The 23,203-nt window shown below is 71.1% G+C and carries 26 protein-coding genes; 9 read left to right on the top strand and 17 right to left on the bottom strand.

Going from position 1 to position 23,203, the window contains the following annotated elements; genetic code table 11:
• Window positions 1–90: 90 nt before the first annotated feature.
• The 3 genes from ACR9E3_RS04135 (at window position 91) to ACR9E3_RS04125 (ending at window position 2,983) form a co-directional block, all read left to right on the top strand.
• Complete coding sequence (locus ACR9E3_RS04135) at window positions 91–1,053, top strand: AraC family transcriptional regulator (RefSeq protein WP_460378784.1); 963 nt, start codon at window positions 91–93, stop codon at window positions 1,051–1,053.
• 69 nt (window positions 1,054–1,122) lie between these two features.
• Window positions 1,123–1,731: a GNAT family N-acetyltransferase gene (locus ACR9E3_RS04130; protein WP_460378781.1), complete on the top strand. Its 609-nt coding sequence runs from the start codon at window positions 1,123–1,125 to the stop codon at window positions 1,729–1,731.
• 19 nt (window positions 1,732–1,750) lie between these two features.
• Window positions 1,751–2,983, top strand: coding sequence for a DUF998 domain-containing protein (locus ACR9E3_RS04125; RefSeq protein ID WP_460378779.1), 1,233 nt, complete (start codon window positions 1,751–1,753; stop codon window positions 2,981–2,983).
• A 6-nt stretch (window positions 2,984–2,989) separates the two neighbouring features.
• Here the strand turns inward: ACR9E3_RS04125 and ACR9E3_RS04120 are convergent, their stop codons facing one another.
• The gene (locus tag ACR9E3_RS04120) at window positions 2,990–3,328 is read right to left on the bottom strand and encodes a DUF6247 family protein (protein ID WP_460378777.1); all 339 of its coding nucleotides are present in this window, start codon (window positions 3,326–3,328) and stop codon (window positions 2,990–2,992) included.
• Between the two features lie 97 nt (window positions 3,329–3,425).
• The gene (locus ACR9E3_RS04115) at window positions 3,426–4,250 is read right to left on the bottom strand and encodes a mycofactocin-coupled SDR family oxidoreductase (protein WP_460378775.1); all 825 of its coding nucleotides are present in this window, start codon (window positions 4,248–4,250) and stop codon (window positions 3,426–3,428) included.
• Window positions 4,251–4,376: 126 nt separating this feature from the next.
• On the opposite strand from ACR9E3_RS04115, the gene ACR9E3_RS04110 reads away from it, so the two are divergent.
• The 3 genes from ACR9E3_RS04110 to ACR9E3_RS04100 all read left to right on the top strand — a co-directional run bounded on the left by ACR9E3_RS04110 (window position 4,377) and on the right by ACR9E3_RS04100 (window position 7,685).
• Window positions 4,377–6,689 carry a M20/M25/M40 family metallo-hydrolase gene (locus ACR9E3_RS04110; RefSeq protein WP_460378773.1) on the top strand — a complete coding sequence of 771 codons (2,313 nt, stop codon included), beginning with the start codon at window positions 4,377–4,379 and terminating at the stop codon, window positions 6,687–6,689.
• Window positions 6,690–6,710: 21 nt separating this feature from the next.
• Window positions 6,711–7,109, top strand: coding sequence for a VOC family protein (locus tag ACR9E3_RS04105; protein WP_460378771.1), 399 nt, complete (start codon window positions 6,711–6,713; stop codon window positions 7,107–7,109).
• Window positions 7,110–7,304: 195 nt separating this feature from the next.
• Window positions 7,305–7,685 carry a YdeI/OmpD-associated family protein gene (locus ACR9E3_RS04100; protein WP_460378769.1) on the top strand — a complete coding sequence of 127 codons (381 nt, stop codon included), beginning with the start codon at window positions 7,305–7,307 and terminating at the stop codon, window positions 7,683–7,685.
• Here the strand turns inward: ACR9E3_RS04100 and ACR9E3_RS04095 are convergent.
• Genes ACR9E3_RS04095 through ACR9E3_RS04085 form a run of 3 tightly spaced genes read right to left on the bottom strand, consistent with a single transcriptional unit; the run spans window position 7,682 to window position 9,101 of the window.
• Window positions 7,682–8,209: a nitroreductase family protein gene (locus ACR9E3_RS04095; protein ID WP_460378767.1), complete on the bottom strand. Its 528-nt coding sequence runs from the start codon at window positions 8,207–8,209 to the stop codon at window positions 7,682–7,684. The genes ACR9E3_RS04100 and ACR9E3_RS04095 overlap by 4 nt on opposite strands.
• On the bottom strand, window positions 8,206–8,514 hold the full coding sequence (locus ACR9E3_RS04090; RefSeq protein ID WP_460378766.1) for a DUF6092 family protein: 309 nt from the start codon (window positions 8,512–8,514) through the stop codon (window positions 8,206–8,208). Before ACR9E3_RS04090 ends, ACR9E3_RS04095 begins: the two co-directional genes overlap by 4 nt.
• A gap of 11 nt (window positions 8,515–8,525) precedes the next feature.
• Window positions 8,526–9,101: a YdeI/OmpD-associated family protein gene (locus tag ACR9E3_RS04085; protein WP_460378764.1), complete on the bottom strand. Its 576-nt coding sequence runs from the start codon at window positions 9,099–9,101 to the stop codon at window positions 8,526–8,528.
• Between the two features lie 59 nt (window positions 9,102–9,160).
• Between ACR9E3_RS04085 and ACR9E3_RS04080 the strand changes: the two genes are divergently transcribed.
• Complete coding sequence (locus ACR9E3_RS04080) at window positions 9,161–9,364, top strand: hypothetical protein (protein ID WP_460378763.1); 204 nt, start codon at window positions 9,161–9,163, stop codon at window positions 9,362–9,364.
• Here the strand turns inward: ACR9E3_RS04080 and ACR9E3_RS04075 are convergent.
• The 5 genes from ACR9E3_RS04075 to ACR9E3_RS04055 all read right to left on the bottom strand — a co-directional run bounded on the left by ACR9E3_RS04075 (window position 9,361) and on the right by ACR9E3_RS04055 (window position 12,678).
• On the bottom strand, window positions 9,361–9,981 hold the full coding sequence (locus ACR9E3_RS04075) for a TMEM175 family protein (protein ID WP_460378761.1): 621 nt from the start codon (window positions 9,979–9,981) through the stop codon (window positions 9,361–9,363). The two genes, ACR9E3_RS04080 and ACR9E3_RS04075, sit on opposite strands and share 4 nt — an antisense overlap.
• Before the next feature lie 14 nt (window positions 9,982–9,995).
• Window positions 9,996–10,538 carry a YbhB/YbcL family Raf kinase inhibitor-like protein gene (locus tag ACR9E3_RS04070; RefSeq protein WP_460378759.1) on the bottom strand — a complete coding sequence of 181 codons (543 nt, stop codon included), beginning with the start codon at window positions 10,536–10,538 and terminating at the stop codon, window positions 9,996–9,998.
• Window positions 10,539–10,635: 97 nt separating this feature from the next.
• Window positions 10,636–10,905 carry a hypothetical protein gene (locus ACR9E3_RS04065; protein ID WP_460378757.1) on the bottom strand — a complete coding sequence of 90 codons (270 nt, stop codon included), beginning with the start codon at window positions 10,903–10,905 and terminating at the stop codon, window positions 10,636–10,638.
• Window positions 10,906–10,912: 7 nt separating this feature from the next.
• Window positions 10,913–11,236 (bottom strand): DUF6247 family protein, encoded by a 324-nt coding sequence (locus tag ACR9E3_RS04060; RefSeq protein ID WP_460378755.1) that lies wholly within the window; start codon window positions 11,234–11,236, stop codon window positions 10,913–10,915.
• 359 nt (window positions 11,237–11,595) lie between these two features.
• Complete coding sequence (locus ACR9E3_RS04055; protein ID WP_460378753.1) at window positions 11,596–12,678, bottom strand: DNA cytosine methyltransferase; 1,083 nt, start codon at window positions 12,676–12,678, stop codon at window positions 11,596–11,598.
• Here ACR9E3_RS04055 and ACR9E3_RS04050 point away from each other — a divergent pair.
• Complete coding sequence (locus ACR9E3_RS04050; RefSeq protein ID WP_460378751.1) at window positions 12,613–13,248, top strand: very short patch repair endonuclease; 636 nt, start codon at window positions 12,613–12,615, stop codon at window positions 13,246–13,248. The two genes, ACR9E3_RS04055 and ACR9E3_RS04050, sit on opposite strands and share 66 nt — an antisense overlap.
• On the opposite strand, the gene ACR9E3_RS04045 is transcribed toward ACR9E3_RS04050, so the two are convergent.
• The 7 genes from ACR9E3_RS04045 to ACR9E3_RS04015 all read right to left on the bottom strand — a co-directional run bounded on the left by ACR9E3_RS04045 (window position 13,212) and on the right by ACR9E3_RS04015 (window position 22,526).
• Complete coding sequence (locus tag ACR9E3_RS04045; protein WP_460378749.1) at window positions 13,212–13,856, bottom strand: DUF6339 family protein; 645 nt, start codon at window positions 13,854–13,856, stop codon at window positions 13,212–13,214. The two genes, ACR9E3_RS04050 and ACR9E3_RS04045, sit on opposite strands and share 37 nt — an antisense overlap.
• 149 nt (window positions 13,857–14,005) lie before the next feature.
• Window positions 14,006–14,899 carry a hypothetical protein gene (locus ACR9E3_RS04040; RefSeq protein WP_460378747.1) on the bottom strand — a complete coding sequence of 298 codons (894 nt, stop codon included), beginning with the start codon at window positions 14,897–14,899 and terminating at the stop codon, window positions 14,006–14,008.
• Window positions 14,896–16,773 carry a hypothetical protein gene (locus ACR9E3_RS04035; protein WP_460378746.1) on the bottom strand — a complete coding sequence of 626 codons (1,878 nt, stop codon included), beginning with the start codon at window positions 16,771–16,773 and terminating at the stop codon, window positions 14,896–14,898. Before ACR9E3_RS04035 ends, ACR9E3_RS04040 begins: the two co-directional genes overlap by 4 nt.
• Complete coding sequence (locus ACR9E3_RS04030; protein ID WP_460378744.1) at window positions 16,770–17,762, bottom strand: PD-(D/E)XK motif protein; 993 nt, start codon at window positions 17,760–17,762, stop codon at window positions 16,770–16,772. Before ACR9E3_RS04030 ends, ACR9E3_RS04035 begins: the two co-directional genes overlap by 4 nt.
• The gene (locus tag ACR9E3_RS04025; protein ID WP_460378742.1) at window positions 17,759–20,341 is read right to left on the bottom strand and encodes a Z1 domain-containing protein; all 2,583 of its coding nucleotides are present in this window, start codon (window positions 20,339–20,341) and stop codon (window positions 17,759–17,761) included. Before ACR9E3_RS04025 ends, ACR9E3_RS04030 begins: the two co-directional genes overlap by 4 nt.
• Window positions 20,342–20,957: 616 nt before the next feature.
• The gene (locus tag ACR9E3_RS04020) at window positions 20,958–21,329 is read right to left on the bottom strand and encodes a hypothetical protein (protein WP_460378740.1); all 372 of its coding nucleotides are present in this window, start codon (window positions 21,327–21,329) and stop codon (window positions 20,958–20,960) included.
• A 120-nt stretch (window positions 21,330–21,449) separates the two neighbouring features.
• A complete protein-coding gene (locus tag ACR9E3_RS04015; RefSeq protein ID WP_460378738.1) occupies window positions 21,450–22,526 on the bottom strand; it encodes a glycoside hydrolase family 172 protein in 1,077 nt (358 codons plus the stop codon).
• A 95-nt stretch (window positions 22,527–22,621) separates the two neighbouring features.
• Between ACR9E3_RS04015 and ACR9E3_RS04010 the strand changes: the two genes are divergently transcribed.
• Window positions 22,622–23,200, top strand: a complete 579-nt coding sequence (locus tag ACR9E3_RS04010) for a hypothetical protein (RefSeq protein ID WP_460378736.1) — start codon at window positions 22,622–22,624, stop codon at window positions 23,198–23,200.
• Window positions 23,201–23,203: the final 3 nt, after the last annotated feature.

Below are 23,203 nucleotides of genomic sequence, written 5' to 3'. Positions count from 1 at the left end.
CGCTTCCGGCGGCGCCGTCCGCTTCCGGCACGTCTTGACACCCGCGAGGCCTCCGGCCAGCGTCGAAGCTCGGCACGAGGAGGTGCGGGGATGGCGGCAGCCGGGGTCGTGCGCGGCGGCTTCCGCACCGCCGACCCCGAGGAGGCCCACGAGCGCACCGAGCGCCTGATGACCGGGCACCGGATGGCGGTCGGCCGCGAAGGCGCGTTCCGGGCCGACGTCCGCTGGGTCGCGGGCGACGGGCTGGGCCTGCTGCGGTTCTCCTACGGCGCCGGCGTGGAGATCCGCTCGCACCCGCTCGACGACTTCGCGACCGTCCACCTGCCCTCGCGTGGCGGGTTCCGCGCCGAGCACCGGGGCATGCGGGTGCGGGCCTCGACCGCCTGCGGGGCCGTGTTCTCGTCGTCGGGGCCCCTGACGATGCAGTGGGAACCGGGTCTCGACCTGCTCGTCCTCAAGATCGACCGAGTCGACCTCGAGCGGGAGCTCGCGTCCCTGCTCGGGCGCACGCCGGACCGCCCGCTGAGCTTCGACCTCGAGGCGCCCCGCGGCGGCGGCACGCTGAACGGCGCCGCGGAGCTGGTGCGCAGCACGTGCGTCGCGGCCGGGCCGGAGGGGCCGCCGGAGCGGGTGTGGGCGGCGCTCAAGCACGTCGTCGGCACCGCGCTGCTGCTCGGGCACCCGCACTCGTACCGCGACGCGCTGCGCGAGCCGGCCTCGCCCGCGTCGTCGACGGTCGTGCGCCGGGTGCTCGACCGCGCGGCCGCCGACCCCGCCCGCCCACCCACGGCCCCGGAGCTCGCACGGTTGACCGGCGTCAGCGAACGCACCCTGCGGACGATCTTCCACGCGGAGTTCGGCGTCGGGCCGGTGACCTATCTGCGCCGCCGGCGCCTCGACGCGGTGCACCGGGATCTCAGCTCCGGCGACGATGCGTCCGTGGCCGACGTGGCCCTGCGGCACGGCTTCGCCCACGCGGGCCGCTTCGCCGCCGAGTACCGGGCGCGCTTCGGCGAGGCGCCCAGCGCGACGAGGTGCGCTCCGCGCAGGTGAGCAGTTTGGCGTGCTGGGGCACTTCTTTCTGCTCACAGGCGCGCAGCGCACCTGGGAGGATCCCAGGCCATGGGGGACGCCGCCGTGGACGTGGCGCCGGACGACGTCGACGAGGTCGCCGCGGCGATGGCGCGCGCGTTCGCCGACGACGGGATGTTCACGTTCGTCTTCCCGGACCCCGCGCGCCGCCCCGCGAAGCTCGACCGCTTCTTCCACGGCGCGGTGCGCTACGGACACCTGTGCGGTCACGCCCTCACCACGCCCGACCGCTCGGGCGGGGCGATCTGGCTGCCGCCCGGGAGCACGTCGATGTCCGTGCTCGGCATGCTGCGCTCCGGGATGCTCGCCTTCCCGGCGACGCTCGGCCCGGGCGCGTTCCGGCGCTTCGTCGCCTACACATCGTGGCTCGACGGCCAGCGCGCCGCGCTCGCCCCCGACCCGCACTGGTTCCTGCTCGCGCTCGGCGTCGACCCGTCCCGGCAGCGGATCGGGATCGGGTCGTCGCTCCTGGCGCCGATGCTCGACGACGCCGACCGCCGGGGTCTGCCGTCCTATCTGGAGACGACGAGCGAGGCGAACGTCGCCTACTACGCGCGGGCGGGCTTCGCCGTCGTCCGCGACGCCGTCCCCGACACGGGGCCACGGACGTGGCTCATGGTGCGGGCGCCGCAGCCCTGATCGCGGGATGATCGGGGGCATGGGGGGAACGATCACGCGGCGGGACGCCGAGACGCGCCGGCCGCCCCGGACCGGGCTCGCGGCTCCGGTCGTGGTGGCGCTCGCCCTGGCCGCTCCGGTCGTGCTCGTCCTCGGCGGGATCGCCGCCCAGCTGGCCCAGCCGCCGGGGACCTACGACGCGGTCGGGCAGACGGTCAGCACGCTCGCGGGCCGGGGCGCGGTCGACCGCTGGATCATGGCGACGACGCTCGCCGTGGTCGGCGGCATCTTCGTGCTCGTCGCGGCGGGTCTGCGGCGGGTGCCGCGGGCGTCGCGCCTGATCCTGGGCGCCGGGGGCGTCGCGGTCGTCGTCGCCGCCCTGGCCGCGCAGCCGGCGCACGGCAGCTCGGTGCTGCACATGACGGCCACCGCGACCGCGTGCGGGCTCTTCGTGCTCTGGCCGGTGCCGGTGGCCCTCGACCGGACCCTGGCCGCACGGCTGCGCCGCGACTCGCTCGTCGCGGCCGCGGCGATGACCCTCGCCCTCGCGTGGCTCTGCGCGCAGGCCTGGACCGACGGGACGTGGCTCGGGGTCGCCGAGCGCGTGCTGATCCTGAGCCAGACGGTGTGGCCGGCGCGGGTGGCCGTCGCCGCGTGGCGCGGTCCGACCCGCGAGCGTCCGGGCACCGGCTCCGGGGCGGCGACCCTCGCCCTGGCCGTCGCGGCGCCGATCGTGCTCGTCGCCGGGCTGCTCGCGGCCCAGGCCGCCTGGCCCGGACCCGACGCGTGGGACCAGTCGCTGAGCACGCTCGCCGGTCTCGGCGCGACCAACCGCTGGATCATGTCGAGCACCCTGGGCCTCGTCGGCGTCCTGCTCGTGCTCGTCGCCGCCGGGCTGCGGGGCCGGGTGCCGACCCCGTCGTGGGTCCTCCTCGCCGCGGGCGGCGCGCTGCTCGTGCTCGCGGGCCTCGAGCCGCAGCCCGTCGGCGGCTACAACATCGTGCACATGGCCACCGCCGGCCTGGCCTGGGCGGCGTTCACGCTGTGGCCGCTCGGACTCGCGTTCTCCCGTGCGGTGGACCTGCGGCTGCGGTGGGCCTCGACGATGACCGTCGTCGTGCTGATGGTGCTCGTGGGCTGGTTCGGGATCCAGCTCGTCACCAGCGGCACCTGGTACGGGGCGTCGCAGCGGATCGTCGTCCTCGCCCAGGCCGTGTGGCCGATCGTCGTGGCCGCCGTGGTGCTCGACCACCGGGGCGCCGCGCACCGATGACGTCGCTCAGGGGCCGGCGTCCCCGCGCGCCTCGGCGAGCGGCTCGCCCTCCGGGCCGGACCGCCCGATGTTGACCTCGGCGGCACGGCGCGCCACCCGCCGGAACCGTTCCGGGTCGCTCTGCAGGACGGCGATGCGCCGCCACTGGTCGAGCATCCGGAACAGCTCGGTCAGGTCCCGGCTCGCGTTGACGTCGTCGAGCGCGGCCGCCAGCGCGGCGTCGAACTCGGCCCGATCGTCCGGCCCGGCCAGGTGCGCGCGGATCGCGTCGGGCGACGCCCCCTTTCTCAGCGGGTGGTCGGCGGGGTCCGCGGGCTCGTCGTCGACGGAGTAGGTCGTCGTCATCTCGAGACGGTAACGCAGACGCCCGACACCACGGCCGCGCTCGCGGTCGGGGTGCGTTGCCGGTCGAGATGCTTCGATTTCCGAAGCGTTGCGCCCCCTACTTCACGCAGAACCCCGCGTCGACGGGCAGCGTCACGCCGCTGACGTAGCGCCCCGCGTCGCTGACGAGGTAGAGGATCGCGTTGGAGATGTCGACGGGCTCCACCATCTCGACGGGCATCAGGTTGGCCAGCGCGTCGCCCTTCTCGGGGTTCGCCGCCATCCACGCCTCGAGCTGCGGGTTCACGACCATCGGCGTGTTCACCCCGGTCGGGTGCACGGTGTTGACGCGGATGCTGTGCGGCGCGAGCCAGTGCGCGAACGTGCGCATCAGCCCGACGACGCCGTGCTTGGCCGCGGCGTAGCCGCTCATCGCGCCGCCGCCGTCGCCGCCCCGGCCCGACAGGCCCTGGGTGGAGCTGGTCAGCACGATCGCGCCGCCGTCGCCCTGCTCGATCATCCGCGGCGCGGCGATCTTCACGGTGTTGTAGACGCCGGTCAGGTTGATGTCGATGACGGTCTGCCAGCCGAGGAACTCGTCCTCGGGCTCGCCGCCGACCTGGTTCGCGATGCCGGCGTTGGCCAGGATGATGTCGACCCGGCCGAGCTCGGCGACCCCGGCCTCGAAGGCCTCGCTCAGGGCGCGGTGGTCGCGGACGTCGGCCTGGCGCGTGACGATCCGGCGGTCGAGGTCTTCGACGCGCTTGGCGGTCTCGGCGAGGTCCTCCGGCGTCGCCCCCGCGTACTGCACGGTGTCGACCTGCTCGCAGAGGTCCACGCCGATGATGTCGGCGCCCTCCTGTGCGAGCCGTAGCGCGTGGCTGCGTCCCTGGCCGCGCGCCGCGCCGGTGATGAAGGCGACCTTCCCGTCGAGCTGTCCCATGGCTCTCCGCTCCCTCGATCGACATCCTCGTCGCCTCCACCGTGACCCACGCCACGTCGATCTCGGAAGGGCCGGACGGCCGATCTTGTGGTTCGCCGGTGGCGCGCGGTGCGCGGGTGCGGGACGGTGCTCGCCGTGATCGGGCGCCTGCTCGCGGTGGTCCTCCTCGCGGTGATCGGCGTCGTCGCCGTGCTCGCCGAACGCCCGCCCGACCCGGTCCCCGCGTCCGCCCCGCCCGCCGACTTCAGCGCCGAACGGGCCACGGCGGCCGTCGACGCCCTCGCGCGCGCGCCCCGACCCATCGGCAGCCCGGCCTCCGACGCCGCCCGTGACTCGCTGGTCGGGCGCCTGCAGGCCGAGGGCCTCGCCACGCGCGTCGAGACGTCCGCGTCGCTGTACTCCGAGGATGGGCAGACCGGCGCCGGCCGGGTCGAGAATGTCGTCGCCACCCTGCCCGGCACCGCCTCGACCGGGTCGGTGGTGCTGATGGCGCACTACGACTCGGTGACGGCCGGGCCGGGTGCCGCCGACGACATGTCGGGCGTCGCGACGATCCTCGAGACGGTCCGGGCCCTGCGCGCCGGCCCGGCGCCGCGGAACGACGTCACGGTGGTGCTCACCGACGGCGAGGAGGCGGGCCTCTACGGCGCGCGGGCCTGGGTGCGGGACAGCATCCCAGGCGGCACGCAGCGCAGCGGAGCTGCCGCGCCGGAGGCCGGAGACAGCCGTCCGACCGTCGTCCTCAACTGGGAGGCCCGCGGCGTCTCGGGGCCGTCGCTGCTGTTCCAGACCTCGCCGGGCAACGCGGGCCTCGTCGACGCCTGGGCGAGCTCGGTGCCGTATCCCCGCGGCGACTCGTCGCAGGTCGAGATCTACCGCTTCCTGCCCAACGACACCGACCTCACGCCCGTGCTCGACGCGGGCCGGCCGGGGATGAACGCGGCGTTCATCGAGGGCGCGCACCAGTACCACACCCCCGGCGACATCCCGCTGAACCTCAGCCGGTCGTCGGTGCAGAACCACGGCGGCAACGCGCTGGCCCTGACCCGCGCGCTCGGCGACCGCGACCTGGCGCCGCTCGACCCCGCCGCGTCGCGCCAGCCCGCAACGGGCGACCGGACCTACTTCACGGTGCTCGGCCGCCTCGTCACCTACGACACCTCCTGGGCCTGGCCGATCGCCGGGCTGGCGCTGGTCCTCGTGATCGTGCTGATGGTCGTCGGACGTCGCCGCTCCTCGGTCGGGGGCGTGCTCGGGGGCGCGGTCGTCTACGTGGTGGGCCTCGCGGCCGCGCTCGCGGCCGGGATCGGGTTCTGGCAGGCGCTCGTGTGGCTCCGGCCGTCGTATGCCGACACCGGCCCGTTCCTCGGGCAACCGCTGCTCTACGAGATCGCCGCGGGCGTCCTCGCTTTCGCGGTGACGACGCTGGTCGTGAGCCTGCTGCGGCGCAAGCCCGGAGGCGCCGCGCTGTGCACCGGTGCGCTGCTGGTGCTGGCGCTGCTGTCGGTCGGGCTGGCCGTCGTCGCGCCCGGCTCGGTGTTCCTGCTCGCGTGGCCGGTGATCGGGCTCGCGCTCGGGATGATCCTGGTGCTGGTCTCGGGCGAGCGGCTCTGGCTCGCGACCCCGCTGCTCGTACTCGGCGCGGCACCGGCCGTGGCGCTACTGATCCCGTTCGCGGTGTCGTCCTTCGGGGTCGCCGGGGTGTCGGACGGGCTGGCGGTCGCGGTGTTCACGCTGGTCGGCATCCCGATCGGGGCGGCGCTGTCCGCGCTCCCGCGGCCGGGGGCGGTCCGCGGCTACGCGCTGCCGATCCTCGCGATCGTGTGGGTGCTGATCCTCGGCGGTGGCGGCCTGCTCTACGACCGCACCGACGACGGCAACCCGCAGGGCAGCGCGCTCGCCCTCGTCGTCGACGCCGACCGCGGCGGCGCCGGGCAGTGGGTCACGACGGACCAGGCACCGGCCGACTGGACCCGCGGCTACGCCGGTGGAGCGCCCGCACCGGACGTGCTCTGGCCGGGCGACGACGCTGTCGGCAGCGGGCCGGGGCCGGTGGTGCCGGTGCCGGGTCCCTCGGCCGCGGTGGTGGGGCGTTCTGCTGACGGTGTCCGCCTGCAGGTGACGTCGCCCCGTGGTGCCCCGACGATCTTCGTCCGTTCCGACCTCCCCGTCGCCGGCGGCACCGTGACGTTCCCCGGCGCACCGCCGCTCGCGCTCCCGCCGTCGCCGGGCCCGCTGGACCTGCGGCTCGACGCCGTGCCGCGCGAGGGCGTGACCGTGGACCTCGTCGCCACCGGGCCGGTCCAGCTCCGCGTCGACGACCAGACCCTCGGGCTCGACGGCGTCCCCGGGTTCACGCCACGGCCGCCGGACCTGCGGCAGGCGCGCGGGAACGAGAGCGACGTCGTGGTCGTGTCCCGCCAAGTCGCCGTCCCCTGAGGCCTGCGGCACCATGGCGATGTGACCGATCCCACACTGTTCGCCTACCTGAGCTACCGGGACGCACCGCAGGCCCTGGACGCACTGGCTTCCCTCGGGTTCGAGGTCGTCGTCCGCCAGGACGGTGAGCACGGGACGGTGGTCCACTCCGAGGTGCGGCTGGGCTCCGTGGTGCTCATGGTCGCGAGCGACGACGCCGGCTACGACGTCCCGGCCCTCAAGGGACGATCGACGGGCGGCGGGCTGTACCTGCGGGTCGACGACGTCGACGCGCTGTTCGCCCGGGCCGTCGCCGTGGGTTGGCGCTCGGTGTTCCCGCCGGAGTCGACGGAGTGGGGCACGCGGCGCGCCCGCCTCGTCGACGAGGAAGGGCACGAGTGGAGCTTCGGGACCTATGAGCCCGGGCAGAGCTGGGGATGACCGGCCGCAGGTCCAGCTCGAGGACCGCGCGGCGTGGCGGGCGTGGTTGACGGCCCACGCCGCGACCAGCGCCGGCATCTGGCTCGTCTACGACAAGGGACCCCGACGTCGGCTGAGCTACGACGACATCGTCGACGAGGCGCTGTGCTTCGGGTGGGTCGACAGCCTGCCCCCACTCTCGACGACGAGCGCGCGATGCTCCTGCTCGCGCCCCGGAAGGCGACCAGCGCGTGGTCGCGGGTCAACAAGCAGCGGGTCGAGCGTCTGACCGCGGCCGGCCTCATGACCCCCGCGGGCCAGGCGGCGATCGAGGCCGCGCGGGCCACCGGCCGGTGGGCCGCGCTGGACGCGGTCGAGGACCTCACCGAGCCCGACGACCTCCGCAGCGCGCTCGACGCGGTGCCGCGCGCCCGGGCGGCGTGGGACGCGTTCCCCCGCTCGGTGAAGCGGGCGATCCTCGAGTGGATCGCGGCGGCGAAGAAGCCGCCGACCCGCGCTGCGCGGATCGCCGAGACGGTCGGTGAGGCTGCGGAAGGTCGTCGGGCCCACCAGTGGCGACAGCCGCGGGGTCGCTAGGGCACCCACTGCGTGAGGTCTCGCCAGCTCAGCGCACGTTTGGGCTGCATCGCCCCCGGCTGGACCGGCGCGGGGTGACCGAGACAGATGATCAGTTCGGCGGTCCAGGTCTCCGGCAGGCCGAGGACGACCCCGACAGCCGCCTTGCTGAACGAGCTCACCGGCCCGGCGCCCACGCCGACCGCCTGCGCGGCGAGCAGGACCGTCGCGGTCGCGGTGCCGACGTCGATCCACGGGCCCTTGTTCTCGGGCGGGAAGCCGTACTGCTCGACCAGCCCGTGGTCGATGCAGATCGCGATCGCCGAGGTGGGCTTCGCGATCATGCCGGGCGAGACCATGCGCAGCACCCGCAGCGTGCCCGGGTCGGTCGTCGCGACGAAGCGCTGGAGGTGCCGATTGCCCGCGGTCGGGGCCCAGCGTGCGGCTTCGAGGATGGTCTCGACCTGCTCGCGCGTCACCGGCTCGTCGCTCATCGCGCGGGTGACCCGACGGCGGCGGATCGCGGCGAGGACGGGGTCGGTCACGGCGCGTACCTCTCGCGCAGGTGCGCGGCGACGGAGCGGCAGACGCCGTCGAGCTGCTCGACGTACGCGCCGCGGTCGTCGCGGGGGACGGCGAGCAGGGGCATGTCCTGCAGGGGGCCGTTCAATGCTTCCGCCGTTGCCTCGGTGGCGCGGGGACCCATCGCCTCGGCCAGCCGGTGCGCGGCGGTCAGCAGGCGCATCGGCCCGTACTCAGCGGCCTCGTCGACCTGGGTGCGGGCCGACGTGATCAGGTAGGCGAGCAGTTCGAGCGCGTCGTCCTCGTCGAGGACCCAGGGTGCGGCCACGGGCTCATCCTTCACGTCGTCGGGTACGCGATCTCGCCGGTCGCGGCGCGTGCGGCGATCTTCTCGATACGCGCGGCGCGCGTCGTCGCCTTCTTGGCCTCGACCAGCCAGACGAGCATCGCCCGGCGCTTGGAGCGGCTGAACGCGTCCCAGTGCTCGCGGGAGCCGGGGTGGCCGGCGAAGGCCGCGGCGAGGTCGGGCGGGACGACGAGGTCCTCGACGTCGTCGAGCAACGTCCAGGAGCCGTCGGCCTTGGCGGCGTCGATCAGCGCTCTCCCCGGCGGGGCCATGAGGCCGGCACCTTCGAGTCGTTCGATGCGCTGCTTGTTCGACCGGGCCCAGCCGCTACCGCGCCGGCGCGGGCTGAACCACATCGCCGTGCGCTCGTCGTCGAGCGAGCGCGTGGTGCTGTCGATCCAGCCGAAGCACAGGGCCTGCTCGACGGACTCCTCGTACCCGACGGTCGCGCGCCCCGTGCGGGGCTTCCAGGTGACGAGCCAGACGCCGGTACCGCGGTCGTGGTGCTCGGCGAGCCAGGCGCGCCAGGCGTCGACGTCCTCGGGGTGCACCTGCTCGTCCGTCACCACGACCGACAGCATCACCGGCGGCCTCGGGTCGGGCCAGCCCCGCGCGTAGCGTGCGCGCCGTGGTGAACCCCGGTCCCGACCGCGCCGGCCGTCGCGGGCGTCTCGCGCTCAGCGCCGCCTTCAGCGGGATCCTCGGTGGCGCGGGCGTGATGTACGGGATCGTGAACTCGCAGACGGGGAGCACCGTCGTCGGCCTGATCCTGCTCGCGACGACGCTGTACTGCCTCATCGTGCTGCGTCGCCTGATGCGGAACGACCTCTAGCCGGTGCGTCGCCGCCGGTCCTCGACCTTGTCGGCGAGCAGGCCCAGCGGGATCGCCAGCGCCCAGCTGGCCCGCGCCCACTCGGGCGAGACGTAGGCGAGCGGCAGGGACGGCAGGAACCCGACGACCAGGGCCGCCGTCCCGAGGTACTTCGCGCGACCCCAGCGCCGGGCGCGCTCACCGTCGAGCAGACCCTGGCGCTCGGCGGTCCACCAGAGCCCCAGCGAGCTCACCGACGTCGCCATGATCGCCAGCGCGTAGACGATCGTCGCCGTCGTGCTGGTGCCGTCGCCGAGCAGGGCGGTCGGGAACGGCAACATGACCACGAAGAACAGGAACACCAGGTTGGCGATGAGCAACGGCCGGCTGACGGCCCGCATCGCCGCCAGGTCGTCGTGGTGCATCAGCCAGAAGCCGCCGATCACCGCGAAGCTCAGCAGGAGCGCGAGGAACTGGTGCCCGAGCGCCGTCAGGTCCTCGAGGACGTGGCCGTCGCGGATCGGGGCGTCGGTCAGCGGCAGGATCAGCAACGTGATCGCGATGGCGAACACGCCGTCGCTGAACGCCGAGACGCGGTCGAGGTTCGGCAGTGGCGGCCGGTCGTCCTCGTCCGCCACCGCCGCCTCCTGGTTCAGCCGCTGATCTCGTAGGTCGGGGTGATGATCGCGCGCCCGATGCTGTGGAAGAAGAGGTTGAACCCGAGGAACGCCGGCGTGGCGTCGGCGCCGACCCCGAGGTCCTCGACGTCGACGGCGTGGACGACGAAGAAGTAGCGGTGCTCGCCGTGCCCGGGCGGCGGCGCGGCGCCGATGTAGCGCTTGGCGCCGGCGTCGTTGGCCAGGGTGATCGCTCCCTGCGGCAGCAGGCCCTTGTCGGGGTCGCCGGCGTCGGTGTCCAGGCTCGTGGTGGACGCGGGGATGCCGGTGACGGCCCAGTGCCAGAACCCGCTGGCGGTGGGGGCGTCGGGGTCGAAGCAGGTCAGCGCGTAGCTCTTGGTGCCCTCGGGCGCGCCGGACCAGCTCAGCTGTGGTGTGACGTCCTGGCCCCCGGCGCCCATGATCCCGCTGACCTGCGCGTTCGGGAGCGTCTGCCCGTCGCTGACGTCGGTGCTGGTGACGGTGAACGATGCGACGTCGGGAAGGAACTCGTAGGGGTCGGGCGGCTGGTGGGACACGGTCGTGGCCTCCTTGGTGCGCGTGTCTTGCTCGCCGCGCCAGGTACCCCCGAGTCGCGGACGTCCATGCGTTCCGGACGGACGTCGAGCACGGGACTCACCCCCTCAATTCAGGGGCCACCGTGATCTGCCAGAGGGCGACGACGTGTTCACGGTCGTGGACGACGAAGAGGGCGAGACCGCGACCGTCGGGGCCGAACGTCGCCGTCTGCGACCCGCGTGGGTTGCTCGCGACGTAGGGACGTCCGGCGGCCCACGGATCGTCGCCGAGAGCCGCTCGCAGAGTCCGGAAGCCCGCGACGAACTCCGGCGGCAGCGACTCGATGGCCGCATCGATGTCGCTGCCGACCGTCTCGACCCGGTACACGGGCGCCCTACATGCCGGCGTGCGCTCGGGTGATCTCGAAGGGCTCGTCGTCCGGTACGGGCTCGCCGGTGATGAGCTCAGCGGCCCGGCGCACCGCGCGCCGGAAGGCGTCGGGGTCGGACTGCAGGACAGCACGGCGGCGCCACTCCTCGAGGACGTCGTGGACCGGTGCGAGGTGCAACGTCGACCGGGCCTTCTCGAGAGCGGCGTCGTACGCCGCGAGGAAGGCCGCGCGGTCCTCGGGGAAGAGACCGGAGTGGATCGCCGCCGGCGATGCCCCGAAGGCGAGCGAGCGGTCGTCCGGGTGCTCTCGAGGCGCCGGAGCGGTCATGCCGATGACGGTAGCGGGCCCGTCCGACATCGAGGGTCGGTATCGACCGGCCGCCGGTCTCGTTCAGCCCGGATGTGCGATCACCCGGTGCGGTCGAGATCGAGTTCCGTCTCCCCGGGCCTCGCGGTGCTCGCGGCCTCCTCGAGGTGCACCAGGAAGAGCTGCCACGCCGCGTCGACCGGCAGGATGGGTCCGAGGCATCCGACGCCACGGATCGCAGGTGGCGGCCGAAGCTCGCTGACGTGAGGTGGAGACGGAAGGGAGTCGCGAGAGGTCGGTGATCGAATTTGGTCAGAACCAGCAGACTGCCGTCGCTGTCCTCCTCTGAGCGCGAAGCCGACGCGTTACCCGGATGCTCGTCAGTCGTACGCCGAGGCGATGAGGGCGCCGAGCGCCGTTGCGAGCTTGACCGGAACGGCGTTTCCGATCTGACGCGCGATGGAGACCTTCGGCCCACACCATTGGTAGTCCATGGGGAACGTCTGGAGTACCGCCGCCTCGGCGTGAGTGAGCGGTCTCGGCTCACTGTAGTGCAGATAGCGTCCTTTCTCCGGCTTCACGAACTCGGTCCTGATGGTTACGGACGGGCGATCCTTTCGAAGTCGACCCATTACGTCCAGGGAACCAGAAGTGTGACCACGCCAGCAAGGCGCCTGTAGATGGAAGGGTATGTCGAGACGATTTCCGCCCTCCGGGATCGTCGCGATGCGGTCTTGTGAGATCTTCTCGAGGCGACGGGTGATGTGGAGTTCGGAGGTCTTAAACGCGCCCGGCAGATCGCCGTGGAAGTCGTAGACGCCCTCCGGGAGATCGATCTTCTCCTGGGGCACGTGCTCGGGTAGTTCGGCGAGCGCGGCTCCCACGGTCGGGAACCGTTCGGCCGGCTCGACACGTATCGAGGCCGGGTCCGGTAGGTGCGGCCGCCCGCGGCGGCGGCCGATGACGACGGCACGCTTGCGCACCTGCGGCACGCCGAACTCCGCCGCATTGAGGATGTGGGGGTACAACTCGTAGTCGTGCAGCGGGTTCCCGTCTTGCACCGCGAGCTGGAGAAGGCCCCACTGTGGCGACCTGAAAAACGCTGCCACGTTCTCGATGAGGAAGTAGTCGGGCTGGATCAGCTCGACCGTCCGTGCGTACTCTCGCCACAGCCGGTTCCGTTTGTCCATGGGATCGCGCTTGCCGAGATTGGAGAAACCTTGGCACGGCGGCCCGCCGACCACGACATCGGCATCTGGGATTTCTGCGGGCTTCCAATTCTCGATCTCGAGATTGAACAAATGGTCCCGGCCGAAATTGGCGGCGTACGTCGCCGCCGCCGCACGATCGGATTCGACGGAGGCGACGACGTCGAACTCGGAGGGGATCGACGCGTCGTGGTTGACGTCGAGAAATCCGCGCGTCAGACCGCCGCATCCCGCGAACAGGTCGACCAAGGCCAAGCGTGCCACGCTGGTAATTTAGCTCGGCGCCCCGACAGTCCGGTGGACCCGGGCCGGGGCAGGTGGCGAGGCGTCGCACGGTCTCACCGCCGACCTGCGCCGAAGGAAGAGCGAAGCTTGTCCGCTGACCGCCCGACGCCGTCCAGCGCAGGCGTGTCCGCCCGCATGAGTCGTGCGCGGCGCAGGGACACCGCGCCGGAGATGCTCATCCGTCGCGAGGCGCACCGTCGCGGCCTCAGATACAGGGTCGATGCACCCTTGCCCGGCCTGCCTCGCCGTCGCGCCGACCTTGTGTTCCCCCGCAGCCGGGTGGCGGTCTTCGTCGACGGATGCTTCTGGCATTCGTGTCCCGAGCACGTCAGCATCCCGCGGGCCAATCGGGAGTGGTGGGTCCGGAAGCTCGACACCAACAGGATGCGCGACCGTCAGACGGACGCCCACCTGGAGGCCCTGGGCTGGACCGTCCTGCGCTTCTGGGAGCACGAGGACCCGGACGAGGCCGTCGACCGACTCGAAAAGGTCGTGCGGGATCGTCAGGGCCGGCCTGGGCCGTCTGCTCCCGGCCCGTAGCCGCGCACGGCCAGCTCGTCGACCGACCTCTCGGCCTCTTGGCGGACGAGACCGCGAAGCTCGTCCCCGTCCAACGCGTCGAACTCGAGTACCGCCGCCACCCGCAGCAGTCGCTTCAGGAGATCACGCAGGACGAGTCGGCTCGGCAGGCCGCCCCGGTCGATGCTCGGCCAGATGTCGGCGACGGTTCGGATCAGGGACCGACTCCCGCCGAGGAGCGCACGGCGCGCGTAGATCTGATCGAAGTCGGCCTCGCCGAAGGTGTCGAGAAGGCGGTATCTGTCCCCTGGACCCTCGGGCAGCACGAGAAGGTGGGCCCGCCACCACAGACGGCCCCAGACGTGTCGGGTGATGTCGGTGGCGAGAACCCGATCCCCGGGGGGATCGGGGAACCTCCAGTAGGAGACGTCCGGAGTCACGACGAGGGCGAGGAAGGCCCAGATCGGACGAATCGCCGCCTCCGCGGCGACGAGACCGCACTTCTCGTGCAGTAGCCGCGCGACCCGTTTGTCGAAGTCGGAGTGATCACGGCGCCGACCGCCTCCGGGAAAGCCTTCTTCCTCGGCGGCGCCGACGATGCTCCCTCGCAACTCCTCGAGCTGCGGCACCGGGACACGGTGTCCTCCGGTCGCAGTGAACACCGCGGACGGATGTGTGAAGGCGAAGTGCCCGCGGAGTTCCTCGACCGCGAGCTTCGAGTACCGGGCGTGAAGATCCCTCGCCGCTCCGTCGAGCAGGCGCGGGTAGAGGACGCTGCTCAAGGCTCGGCCAGCAGCTCGGTCGCGTTCTGGACCCGGGTCGTGAAGAGGATCGGCTCGTGGGCCCGGTCCCGCCGCAGGGCCTCCAGCGGTCTGTCGGGGAAGGAGCGGCGAACGACCGCGGCGAGCAGAGCACCGATCGATCCGGTCGGGTAGTCCTCCTCGAGGTCGAAGTCCTCGTCCGTGACCGCCCTCTCGATCAATGCGCGTGTCACGTCGGTCCGGATCACGGACAGCACCCGCCGATCCGCGTCGGTGGGACTCGCGGCGGCCTCCAGGGCGCTCCTCACCATTTCCCGTCGTTTGTTCGCCAGCAGCAGGATGGAACCCAGCGCCTGTGCCTCGAGGTCGTGACCGAGTTCGAGGTGCCATGCCGCGCCGGTCGGGTAGGGCAGCTGCTCGAAGTCCACCAACGCCAGCGGGAAGAGCACGGCGTCGCCTTGGAGCAGCACCCCGCGGTTGTCACGCCACAACACGCTGCCCGGACGCCGTGGCGCACTGGCGCCTTCGGCGTTCCCCGGAGCGCGCAGGGTCACGACCGTCTCGAGATCGAGCCGCCCGCCGAGGTCTCCGCCCTCGAGCTCGAAGTCGATCTCGAGGTCGAGATCGTCCTCAGGGGGCACCTCCATGTGCCAGGCCCTCCCACGAAGCCCCGAAGTTGCTGCCGCCCACACCACGGAGACGGTCACTGCGGCGTCGTCGCCGAGCCCACACGAACGACGGGCTCGCAGGCCGTCGACCCGGAGCGGCCGGCGCAGGCGGAGGACGGACTCGTAGTCCCAGTCCGGCAGCTCTCCCGGGAGCTCACGGACCGAGGTCTCCCCGTTCTGAAGCCAGGGCCCGGTCACCACCACATCCGCCGCGGGCCTGCGATAGGGATAGGCACGGCTCATGGCGCCGTCGATTCCTCGTACAGCGTGCCGACGACCGAGATGTCGGTCATGGTGTCGGGAACGGGGAGCACGACGAGGTCGATCTCGACGGGCGGGTCGACCACGCAGGTGTCGCCGTCGATGTCGCCCGTCGGTGTCGACCAGACCAGGACGCGCGGGTGTTCTGCCCCCGCGGGCGCCTCGTCCTCCTTCGAGCGCTCACCGAGCCCGACGGAGAGTCTGGCCTCGAGGTGTGTGCGGTTCGATCCGCCGACCGCGAAACGTTGAACGAGAACGGCGTGACCGTCCCGTTCGTCGATGCCCGGCTCGGCGAGTGCCGCGACACGGACCCGGTTCGTCGACCCGGCGTTCCCGGTCCGGCGGGCCCCTGCGCCTGCGCCTGCGCGAGAGACTCCCTCGACCTCGCCGACGGGTACTCCACCGCGGGTCTCGGCGCCGGAGGCGAACGCTGCGGCCACAATGCCGCCGAGGAAGTTGCTCGCCGCTCCCAGCGAGACACCACTCTCCGCGCCCGTCGTCGAGATCTCGACCTTCTTCAGCTCGTCGACCTCGTCCTTGATGCGACGGAAGGTGACGCGGATGAACGTCTGGTCGTGACCGGTGAGCTGCTCGTGTACCCAGTTGTCGTGGGTGGGTGGCTCGGCGGCCGCGTAGACGTCATCGAGTTCATCGAGAGCGCGGAAGACACCCGCGTAGGCACGGTTGACCGAGCCGGTCTCGGCCTGACGCAGGTATCTCACGACGAGCTCGGGGGATCGCATCAGGCAGATGTGGTGGGGGTCGGCGGGCACTCCCGCGCAGGCGGCGGCGAGGGTCGCCGTGTCGGGGGCCATCGGGCTAACGAACTCCTGCTCCAGGGCGAAGCGGCCCAGCTCCCTCCGTGGACTCTTGCACCACAACGTGGTGCCGTTGCCGTCGCGCTGCGTCCGATACGCGGCCACGAACATCTCGAGCGGATACGTGGCCGCAGGATCGGGCACCGGGAAGGAGACCCCGCCCGCGTTGACCTCCGGAACGAGTCGATCATCGCCCCGCTCGGGCAACATGATCGGCCACAGTTGCCAGGCCATTGTCTGCGCGAGGTGGTCCGCCACCCGGTCCACATCGTCATCGAACTCGTCGAGGTCGGGATCGAGGACCGTCAATGTCGTCCCGGACTCGTGCTCCGCGAAGGGGCGCAGGCCCAGGCTGCCGGCGACGCTGTCGGCCTCGGCCCCTCGCAGCGGTTCGACATGGTCGTCGGCCACGTCTCCCCACCAGTGCCGGCCCGTGAACGGCCTGAAATCGGCGTCGACGCGATCGCCGCTCGTGAACGACTCGCCCAGGGCGATGCCGATCAGACGGGACGAGAGCCCGAGGCCCGGCTCCTCCGTGCGCGTGTAGACCAGGATCGTCCCGACCTTGGACATCCGGTAGAGCACGGCCTTGCCGTAGCCGTACGTGCCGCCGCCCTGGTCGGTGTCCCGCTTCTCCCCGACATTGAGCACGAACGAGACCCAGTCCCGCCGCTCGTCGGCCACCTCGTCGGCGCGTGTCGGGCCCCCGAGGCCTTTGGTTCCCCGGTCCACCACGGACAGGAGCCGGAGGTTGGGCGTTCGGACGACCCGTCCGACCCCGAGGTGCCTGTCGGTGCCGGCCGGCGGACTCAGCAGTCGTTGCCAGTTCGGTCGATGCGTCGGTGCGACGGTCGTCAGCTCGAGGCGGTAGGTCGTCGGTTCCACGCGCAGCCGCGCGTCCCACGAGTTCTGGGCCGTTTCCCGGACGAAGACCGTGAGCGGATCGACGGGAGGCCGGCCCAGCTGATTGCGGATGCCCTCCGACGCGATCGCCCCGGTGGGGGGAAACGGCTGGGACCACCATCGAGGGGGCGTCACGGGCGTTCCATGAAGGCTTGCGCGGGGTCCACCTCGATGAGCGCCGCGTGGGCGGGAGCACTGTCGAGGTCGAGGTCGTAGTGGATGTCGTCGACCCCCGCCATTCCTGCATCGCCGGTCAGGCCGGAGGGGGTGATGCGCGGGAATCCGGGTCCGACCTCGTATGTCCGCTGTTCGGCGACGTCGAAGGTCCGGAGGGTGTACGCGTCGCGCTCCGCCGTCCGATAGCCGGCGTCGAGGAGGGCGGTAAGGAAGCCGTGCTCGTCGTCGGTCGCGGCGAGAATCTCGTCCACCAGGTCCGGCACAGACCGACCGGAGCCGGGGCTCAGGCGAAACCAGGTCAAGAGGAGGCGCCCGGTGCCGGCGCCGTCGAGCTGGCCGACCCCGTGGATGCGAACCACGCGTCCCTCCGGCGAGGCCGTCGCCTTGACCTCCAGAGCGGTCGAGCCGCGGTGGAAGTCCTGGGCGGTGCGTGAGTGGCCGGTCCAGAAACCGACGGCCCCGGGGTCGAGCGCGACGAGCGTCTGGAGCACCGTCAGTTCGCCGAACAAGCCGGCGAGCTCGGAGGGGCCCAGGGTTCGGCCCGAGCCGGACAGCAGCGAACGCCAGTCGACGAGGGTCCTGCGGAGAGCTGAGACGGCACGCCGAGGTGTCTCGGTGATCCTGACGAGGACCTCGGAGCACAGCGCCGTGAAGAGCTCCTTCTGGTTCTCGTCGATCAGCGCGAGCGCCGCGTAGGTCCGGTAGCTGCCTTCGTCCTCGAGGACGCGCCTGCGCAATGTGACCGCTCGACCGTCGAGGTCTTCTCGGAGCGTGTGCTTGGCATCGATCGGGACGAGCAGGTGGCGCACGCCGTCGCTCTGTACCGCGGCGAGTACGGGTCCGTGCGGCGTCTCGACCCCCGTCGACGCGCTGCGGAACGTTGCGTCCGCAGGCCGCGCCTGCGCGGCCGACCAGAGTCCTTCGAGGTGGGAGCCGTTCGGAGTCACTCGTCGTCGTCCTGCTCGAGGATCGAGTCGTCCTCCTCCTCGACGGCGACCTTCGAGAGATCGGCGCTCCAGTACTCGACCTTGGAGTCGACGCCCTTGGGCTCGGGGAAGACGAGAGCGGCGCCCATGACGACGTCGTCCGTGTGCGCGGCGAGCGCCACACGGTTCTTGGTGCTCGGCTCCGACCGGGGTTCGATCGGGTAGAGCAGCAGAAGCCCTTCGGTCGGCCTCTGCGCTCGTCGAAGAGAGACAAGCTCCTTGCGGGTCAGGGAGCTGGCTCGGTCGGTGTCGAGGTCGAGTGCTTCGTCGCGGCGGCTGGTCAGCGTCTTGATGTCGGCGACCCCGTCGAACTGGCCCTCGGAGTCGTAGTTGAGGCGAGCGCGCCGAACCATTCGGACGTCGACTCCGTTCCCGAGGTCGCATCGCTTCGTGTCGGCGTTCGCGAGCGAGTTGCCGACGACGCCGACGCTCCAACGCCCGAGCGATCCGCTCCGGACCCGCTGTCGAATGTAGTCCGCCATTCGTCCTCCGCCGCCGTCGGACGAGCGATCGTGGAAGGAGTACGCCTCCAGGAACTCGAGCACGTCTTCGTGGGGGACCTGTGTGAAGAGCGCCGACTCGGAGTGGGACGGGACAGCGATGCCGTCGTTCGCCGCCCGAGCGACCAGGTGTCGCGCGGCTCGGGCGTTGTTCTCCAACCATCGACCGCCCTCGGGCGAGACGTCGAAGAAACGAGATTCCACCAGTTGGCCGCCGAAGGCCGCGGTGGCGCGCACCGCGCTCGTCATCTTTGCCTTGGTGGTGATGCTCATCTTCGGGTGGTCCCGCAGCCGGACGGCGAAGTTCAACGGTGTCACCGACGGATTCATGTATCTGTTGATGTCCTGTCGCATCTCCGCCTCGACGGTGGCCAAGTGGCTGAACCACTGCGCGAGCTCGTCGGTCATCCAGATACGGGGTAGGTCGCCGTAGTGGCTGCGGTAGCCGAACCATCGGCCCATCTGCAGGAGCGTGTCGTAGGCGGACACAGCACGCACGAAAAGGCTCGAGATGAGACCTTCGAGGGTGAGACCGCGGGACAACGTGTTGCCGCCCACGGCGATGGCGGTCACCGGTCCCGACTCGTAGTCGAGGCGGTCGGTGCTGCGATAGTTGTCGATCACGACCTTGGTGTCGTGAACCACGTCGTGCAGCTTCGGGAGTAGCTCGTCGAAGGTGACGGGCAGCTCGCCGAAATCGGCCGCGGGCACCCGGGCCGTCTCCTTCTCCCAGGTCGTGCGGAGCCGAGCCAGCAAGGTCGGGCCCTGGCGGTCGAGATCACGGAGGGCCCGGGACCGTAGGTCGAGGAGAGGGTCCTTGAACCGCTCGTGTGTCGTGGTGTCGGTCGTGGTGTGAACGAGCATCGTGGAGTGGCGGTTGCCGCCACCTCGTATTCTTCGGGCTGCGGTCGCCAGCCAGAACCATTCGACGGCCCGCCGGAGCGAGGGGGCCATGCCCGGATAGAAGTCGGCGGCCTCCTTCTTGCTGCGAGGCTTGAGCTCGTCGACCTCGTCGTCGGGGACGCTCCGGATCATGTCGTACCCGCCGTCGAGCATGGAGGCGTCCTCGCCCGGGAGGAGCTCGCGACCGAACAGGACTTCTGTGCCGTGGTAGCCCGTGGGCTGCGGCAGGTTGACGATGAAGTCCCGCGGGTAGAAGTCGTTGTCGTCGGCCGGGTTGATCAGGAGGTTGGCGAACGGCGTTGCGGTGTAGCCGATGTATCCGACCTTCGGGAACTTGTCGAGGACCCCGAAGAGGAGTGGGTTGATCTCGTTGGTGGCGACGGTCGACTGGTCGGCCTCGTCGTCGATGATCAGGGTGGGGCACTTCTCGAGGTATTCACCCGCCGACGACAGCCATGCAGAGAGTTTGCGCAACACCGGAGCATTCTTCTTCACGACGAGAAGGAGGTGCTGATCCTTCGATGCGAAGAACGCCTTCGCGTTTCCCTGGGGAACGAAGTCCTGCTTCTCGGTGGTGACCTCGTGCCACTTTCCCGGGTTCGCAAGAACGAGGTCCCCGGCGAGCCGAATCTGGGTCTGCCGCCGCAGGGTGTTGTGGATACCCGACAGTACGATGAACAGCTTGTAGCCGCGGTCGGCGGCTTTCGCCATGACGGCCGTGAAGTTGGTGGTCTTACCCGACTGGACGAATCCGACCACGAGCCCACGGGTGCGGAAATGGTCTTGCTTCGGATGGTCGAGCAGGGACACCACCTTGGTCGACGAGGCGTCGACGGACTCGATGTTGGCCGACCCGAAGCCCTTCTTCTCCATCGCCGACTTGATGGCGGGCCAGTTCTTGTCCTTGGCCATGTCTGGGCCGAGGTACCAGGTCACGCGACCGTCGCGCCAGACCGACGGCGGCTCTTCGAGGTTCCGGATGCGGATCGTCTCGGACTCGTGCTTCTCCCGGATCCGGTTGATCATCTCCGGTGGCTGCCCCATGAGCTGCAGGTCGTCCAGCGCCTCTTGTGGAGAGCTCGAGTCCGCGTACTTCAGGAAGACCTTGTAGATCTTCTCGACCTGCTCCTCGGTCACGCCGTCAGCCACACTGCGCCCTTCGCCACGCTGCTTCCGCGGTCTTGAGGCTACCGAGATCCGTCTGCGGTCCGTGACCGGGCCGCTCCTTCAGGTGACCGCCAGCCGGGTCGACAGTCGTGCTCGCATCACTCCCGTCGCCGTGATCAGGGAGAACGGTGGCGGGCCCGGTCGGAAGGCCGACGCATCACACGACGCTAGCGGAGCGAATCCGCTGGGGTCGGGGATCGAGCCGAGAGCGCTGCCCGGTCGGGCCGAGGGTTGTCGGCGGCCCGGCTTCTCCGTCGGGTCGGGAAGGGGGTGCGATCGTCGGGGTCCTCGCCGCGAGGGTTCGCTCCGTTGGAGCGTGACGCGCCCGCATCGGTCGTGCTGTACGTATAGCCAGAGCCAGCGGACAAGCGGGGTTCCCCCGGCGCAAGCGCCGACCCATGCCGCGCGACCCGCCGAGCGCGGGACCACCCGACACCGGCTGCGCCAAGAGGTGCAGAACCTCGAACCCTCCGCGCTTCGGGGCAATCACGAGACGGCTTGGTCGGAGGCCGTCCATCATGTTCGTCAGTGTTCTGCTCTGCGTCGGCGGCCGCTGTGCGGCTGGGCGTGCAGGCGGTTGGGGGAATCAGGCGGCGACGTCGCCCGCGCGCACGGCGCGGACGCCGCCGTCGACGAGCACGAGGTGGTCGTGCCCCGGCTCGCGGACCAGGATCGCCTCCTCGATCTGCGCGAGCAGCGACTGCAGCGAGGCGGCTTCGGCGTCGTCGAGCGCGTCGGGGTCGTCGTCGAGCGACGGGCGGGCGCTCGGGGCCACACCCTCGTCGTCGCTGACGTGCTCGGCGAGGCGGCGCGGGCAGACGTGCAGGCGCACAGCCGGGTCGACGGGCTCGCCGTCGAGGTCGGTCAGGTCCACGCCGTCGGCCGGGGCCGTCCCGTCCAGGTTGGCGCGGAAAGCAAGGGCGGAGAGGAATCGGTCGTAGCGTTCCTGGTCGTTCATCGGCGGTACCTCCTTGGTCGGGCCCCGATGGTGCGAGGAGGAAGCGGCACCCTGCCACATCGGAGAGGTGTGACCCTCGCCGGACGGGCAGTGACGTGCCTCGCTGATGCCGCTGCTCTCCTACTGATGGGGGAAGCGTTCCCCGACGGGAGCCAACTCGAACGGCTGGTGGGGCTCCGCTTGGTACCAGTAGGCGACCGACGACCAGTCGTCGCTGCGGCGGTTCGCGTGCCCGTGCTCGATGCTCACGCGGATCGAGCGCTGGAAGACCACCGGGTCCTCGATGTGGAAGCGGTACAGGCTCACCGGACCGCGCCAGTTCTTGCCGCCGGCCAGCGTGACGCCGTGGTACGGCGCCGAGTAGGTCTGGGTCGGGCACCAGGCGGTGTTGACGTAGTCCTCGGTGCCGGTCCCGTGCAGCGTCGGCGGCCAGACGTCGCCGTCGATGAAGATCATGTCGTCGCCCTCGCCGTACCAGTTCCAGCGGCGGGTGCGTCGCCGGTTCTGGATGTTGAGCACGCAGCCGACGTAGTGCCCGTGGCCCTCGGCTTCGAGGATCGTGTAGTTGTCATTTCCTGTCAGGTTGGTGCCGCCGAACTGGTAGTGCGCGTTGGACGGCCCCGGTCGGACGCCCTGGGTGAGCTGCCGGCGCCACTGCGCGTGGAAGCGCCCGACGTCGTCGGCGACCTCGTCCAGCTCCTCGTAGTCGACGTAGAAGTAGACGAGGACGTCGGCGTCCTCGACCTCGCTCGTGATCTCCATTCGCGCGCCGGCGCCGAACGGCATCGCGAACCAGCAGTTGAACGCCTTGCCGTCCTCCGGGCTCATCTGCAGCGGCAGCGAGACGAAGTTGGTGGTGCGGCCGTGCCCGACGCCGAAGAAGTCGCCGAGCGGCACGGCGACGCTCGGGTGCTCCTCGCCGTCCCACCAGGCCCGCAGGACGAGGCGGCGCAGGAGGTCGTCCGCCTTCCCGCGGGGGTTCCGGATGCCGCGCGACGCCGCGACCGTGACCCAGACGTGGGTGACGACGCCGGCGCCGGCGACGTCGAGCATCGTCGCGGTCTCGCCGGGGCGCAGCGTCGCGCGGTCGTCGTTGCCGCCGGTGCGGTCCCAGCTCGACTGCCGGCGGCGACGGGTGCGACGCAGCCGGGGCAGGTCGCGCAGGCTCGATCCGTGGGGGCCGTAGTCGACGGTCATGGGTTCAGCGTGCCCACCAGGTCGAGAGTCGATGGAACCGCTAGGCCTTCGAGGGAGTCAAAGCCTGATGACGACCCCGAGGGCGATGGGAGGCGGTGGAGATGTCGACGGCGGAAGAGCTGGACGAGACTCCCCTGCTCGGTCGGGTGAGGGCGCAGATCTTCGCGCTCGAACTGATGGAGGAGGGTCTGATTCCAGCGATGGCGGCGGGTGACGTGCGTGAGCTCGCCGTGTCGGTCGATGACTGGAACGTGGTGGAGGTCCCCGACAACGGCATGGAGTACCTGATCACGAAAGATGACTGCTGGTCGGTGACGCGAGGATTCCTCCGCCAACACTCGGGGGGCGGGCCACGGGACGGCCAGATGCGGGTCGACACCTGTGGCCAGGGCTTCCTGCTCAGCGGGAGCGCGAGGGAGTACCCGCCGCCCGATCGGCCGGTCTACATCGAGGGATTCCTGTATGTGGAGTCGATGAGGTTTCCGATGCTCGGCTTCGACAATCCGCAGGCCTGGCCGATGCGGCGCCCGTGGAAGGTCGTCGCGCTGCATCGCGAGATCCGGCCGCGTGGCGAGGAGGGAGGGCGAAAGCCGGCGACACCCATCGAGCGGCTGCCGGACCCTTCGGACGTCGACACGGGTAGCTACTACTTCGCGGACCTCGTCCTTGCCTGACGG

The sequence above is a fragment of the Actinomycetospora sp. C-140 genome, from assembly GCF_054796175.1.
This window is presented reverse-complemented; position numbering and strand designations above follow the sequence as displayed.

What these genes read in the sequence shown, in the direction of transcription:
- ACR9E3_RS04135 (WP_460378784.1), top strand. Translation starts at nt 91, where the DNA reads ATGGCGGCAGCCGGGGTCGTGCGCGGCGGCTTCCGCACCGCCGACCCC.
- ACR9E3_RS04130 (WP_460378781.1), top strand. Translation starts at nt 1,123, where the DNA reads ATGGGGGACGCCGCCGTGGACGTGGCGCCGGACGACGTCGACGAGGTC.
- ACR9E3_RS04125 (WP_460378779.1), top strand. Translation starts at nt 1,751, where the DNA reads ATGGGGGGAACGATCACGCGGCGGGACGCCGAGACGCGCCGGCCGCCC.
- ACR9E3_RS04120 (WP_460378777.1), bottom strand. Translation starts at nt 3,328, where the DNA reads ATGACGACGACCTACTCCGTCGACGACGAGCCCGCGGACCCCGCCGAC.
- ACR9E3_RS04115 (WP_460378775.1), bottom strand. Translation starts at nt 4,250, where the DNA reads ATGGGACAGCTCGACGGGAAGGTCGCCTTCATCACCGGCGCGGCGCGC.
- ACR9E3_RS04100 (WP_460378769.1), top strand. Translation starts at nt 7,305, where the DNA reads ATGCTCCTGCTCGCGCCCCGGAAGGCGACCAGCGCGTGGTCGCGGGTC.
- ACR9E3_RS04060 (WP_460378755.1), bottom strand. Translation starts at nt 11,236, where the DNA reads ATGACCGCTCCGGCGCCTCGAGAGCACCCGGACGACCGCTCGCTCGCC.
- ACR9E3_RS04040 (WP_460378747.1), bottom strand. Translation starts at nt 14,899, where the DNA reads ATGAGCCGTGCCTATCCCTATCGCAGGCCCGCGGCGGATGTGGTGGTG.
- ACR9E3_RS04020 (WP_460378740.1), bottom strand. Translation starts at nt 21,329, where the DNA reads ATGAACGACCAGGAACGCTACGACCGATTCCTCTCCGCCCTTGCTTTC.
- ACR9E3_RS04015 (WP_460378738.1), bottom strand. Translation starts at nt 22,526, where the DNA reads ATGACCGTCGACTACGGCCCCCACGGATCGAGCCTGCGCGACCTGCCC.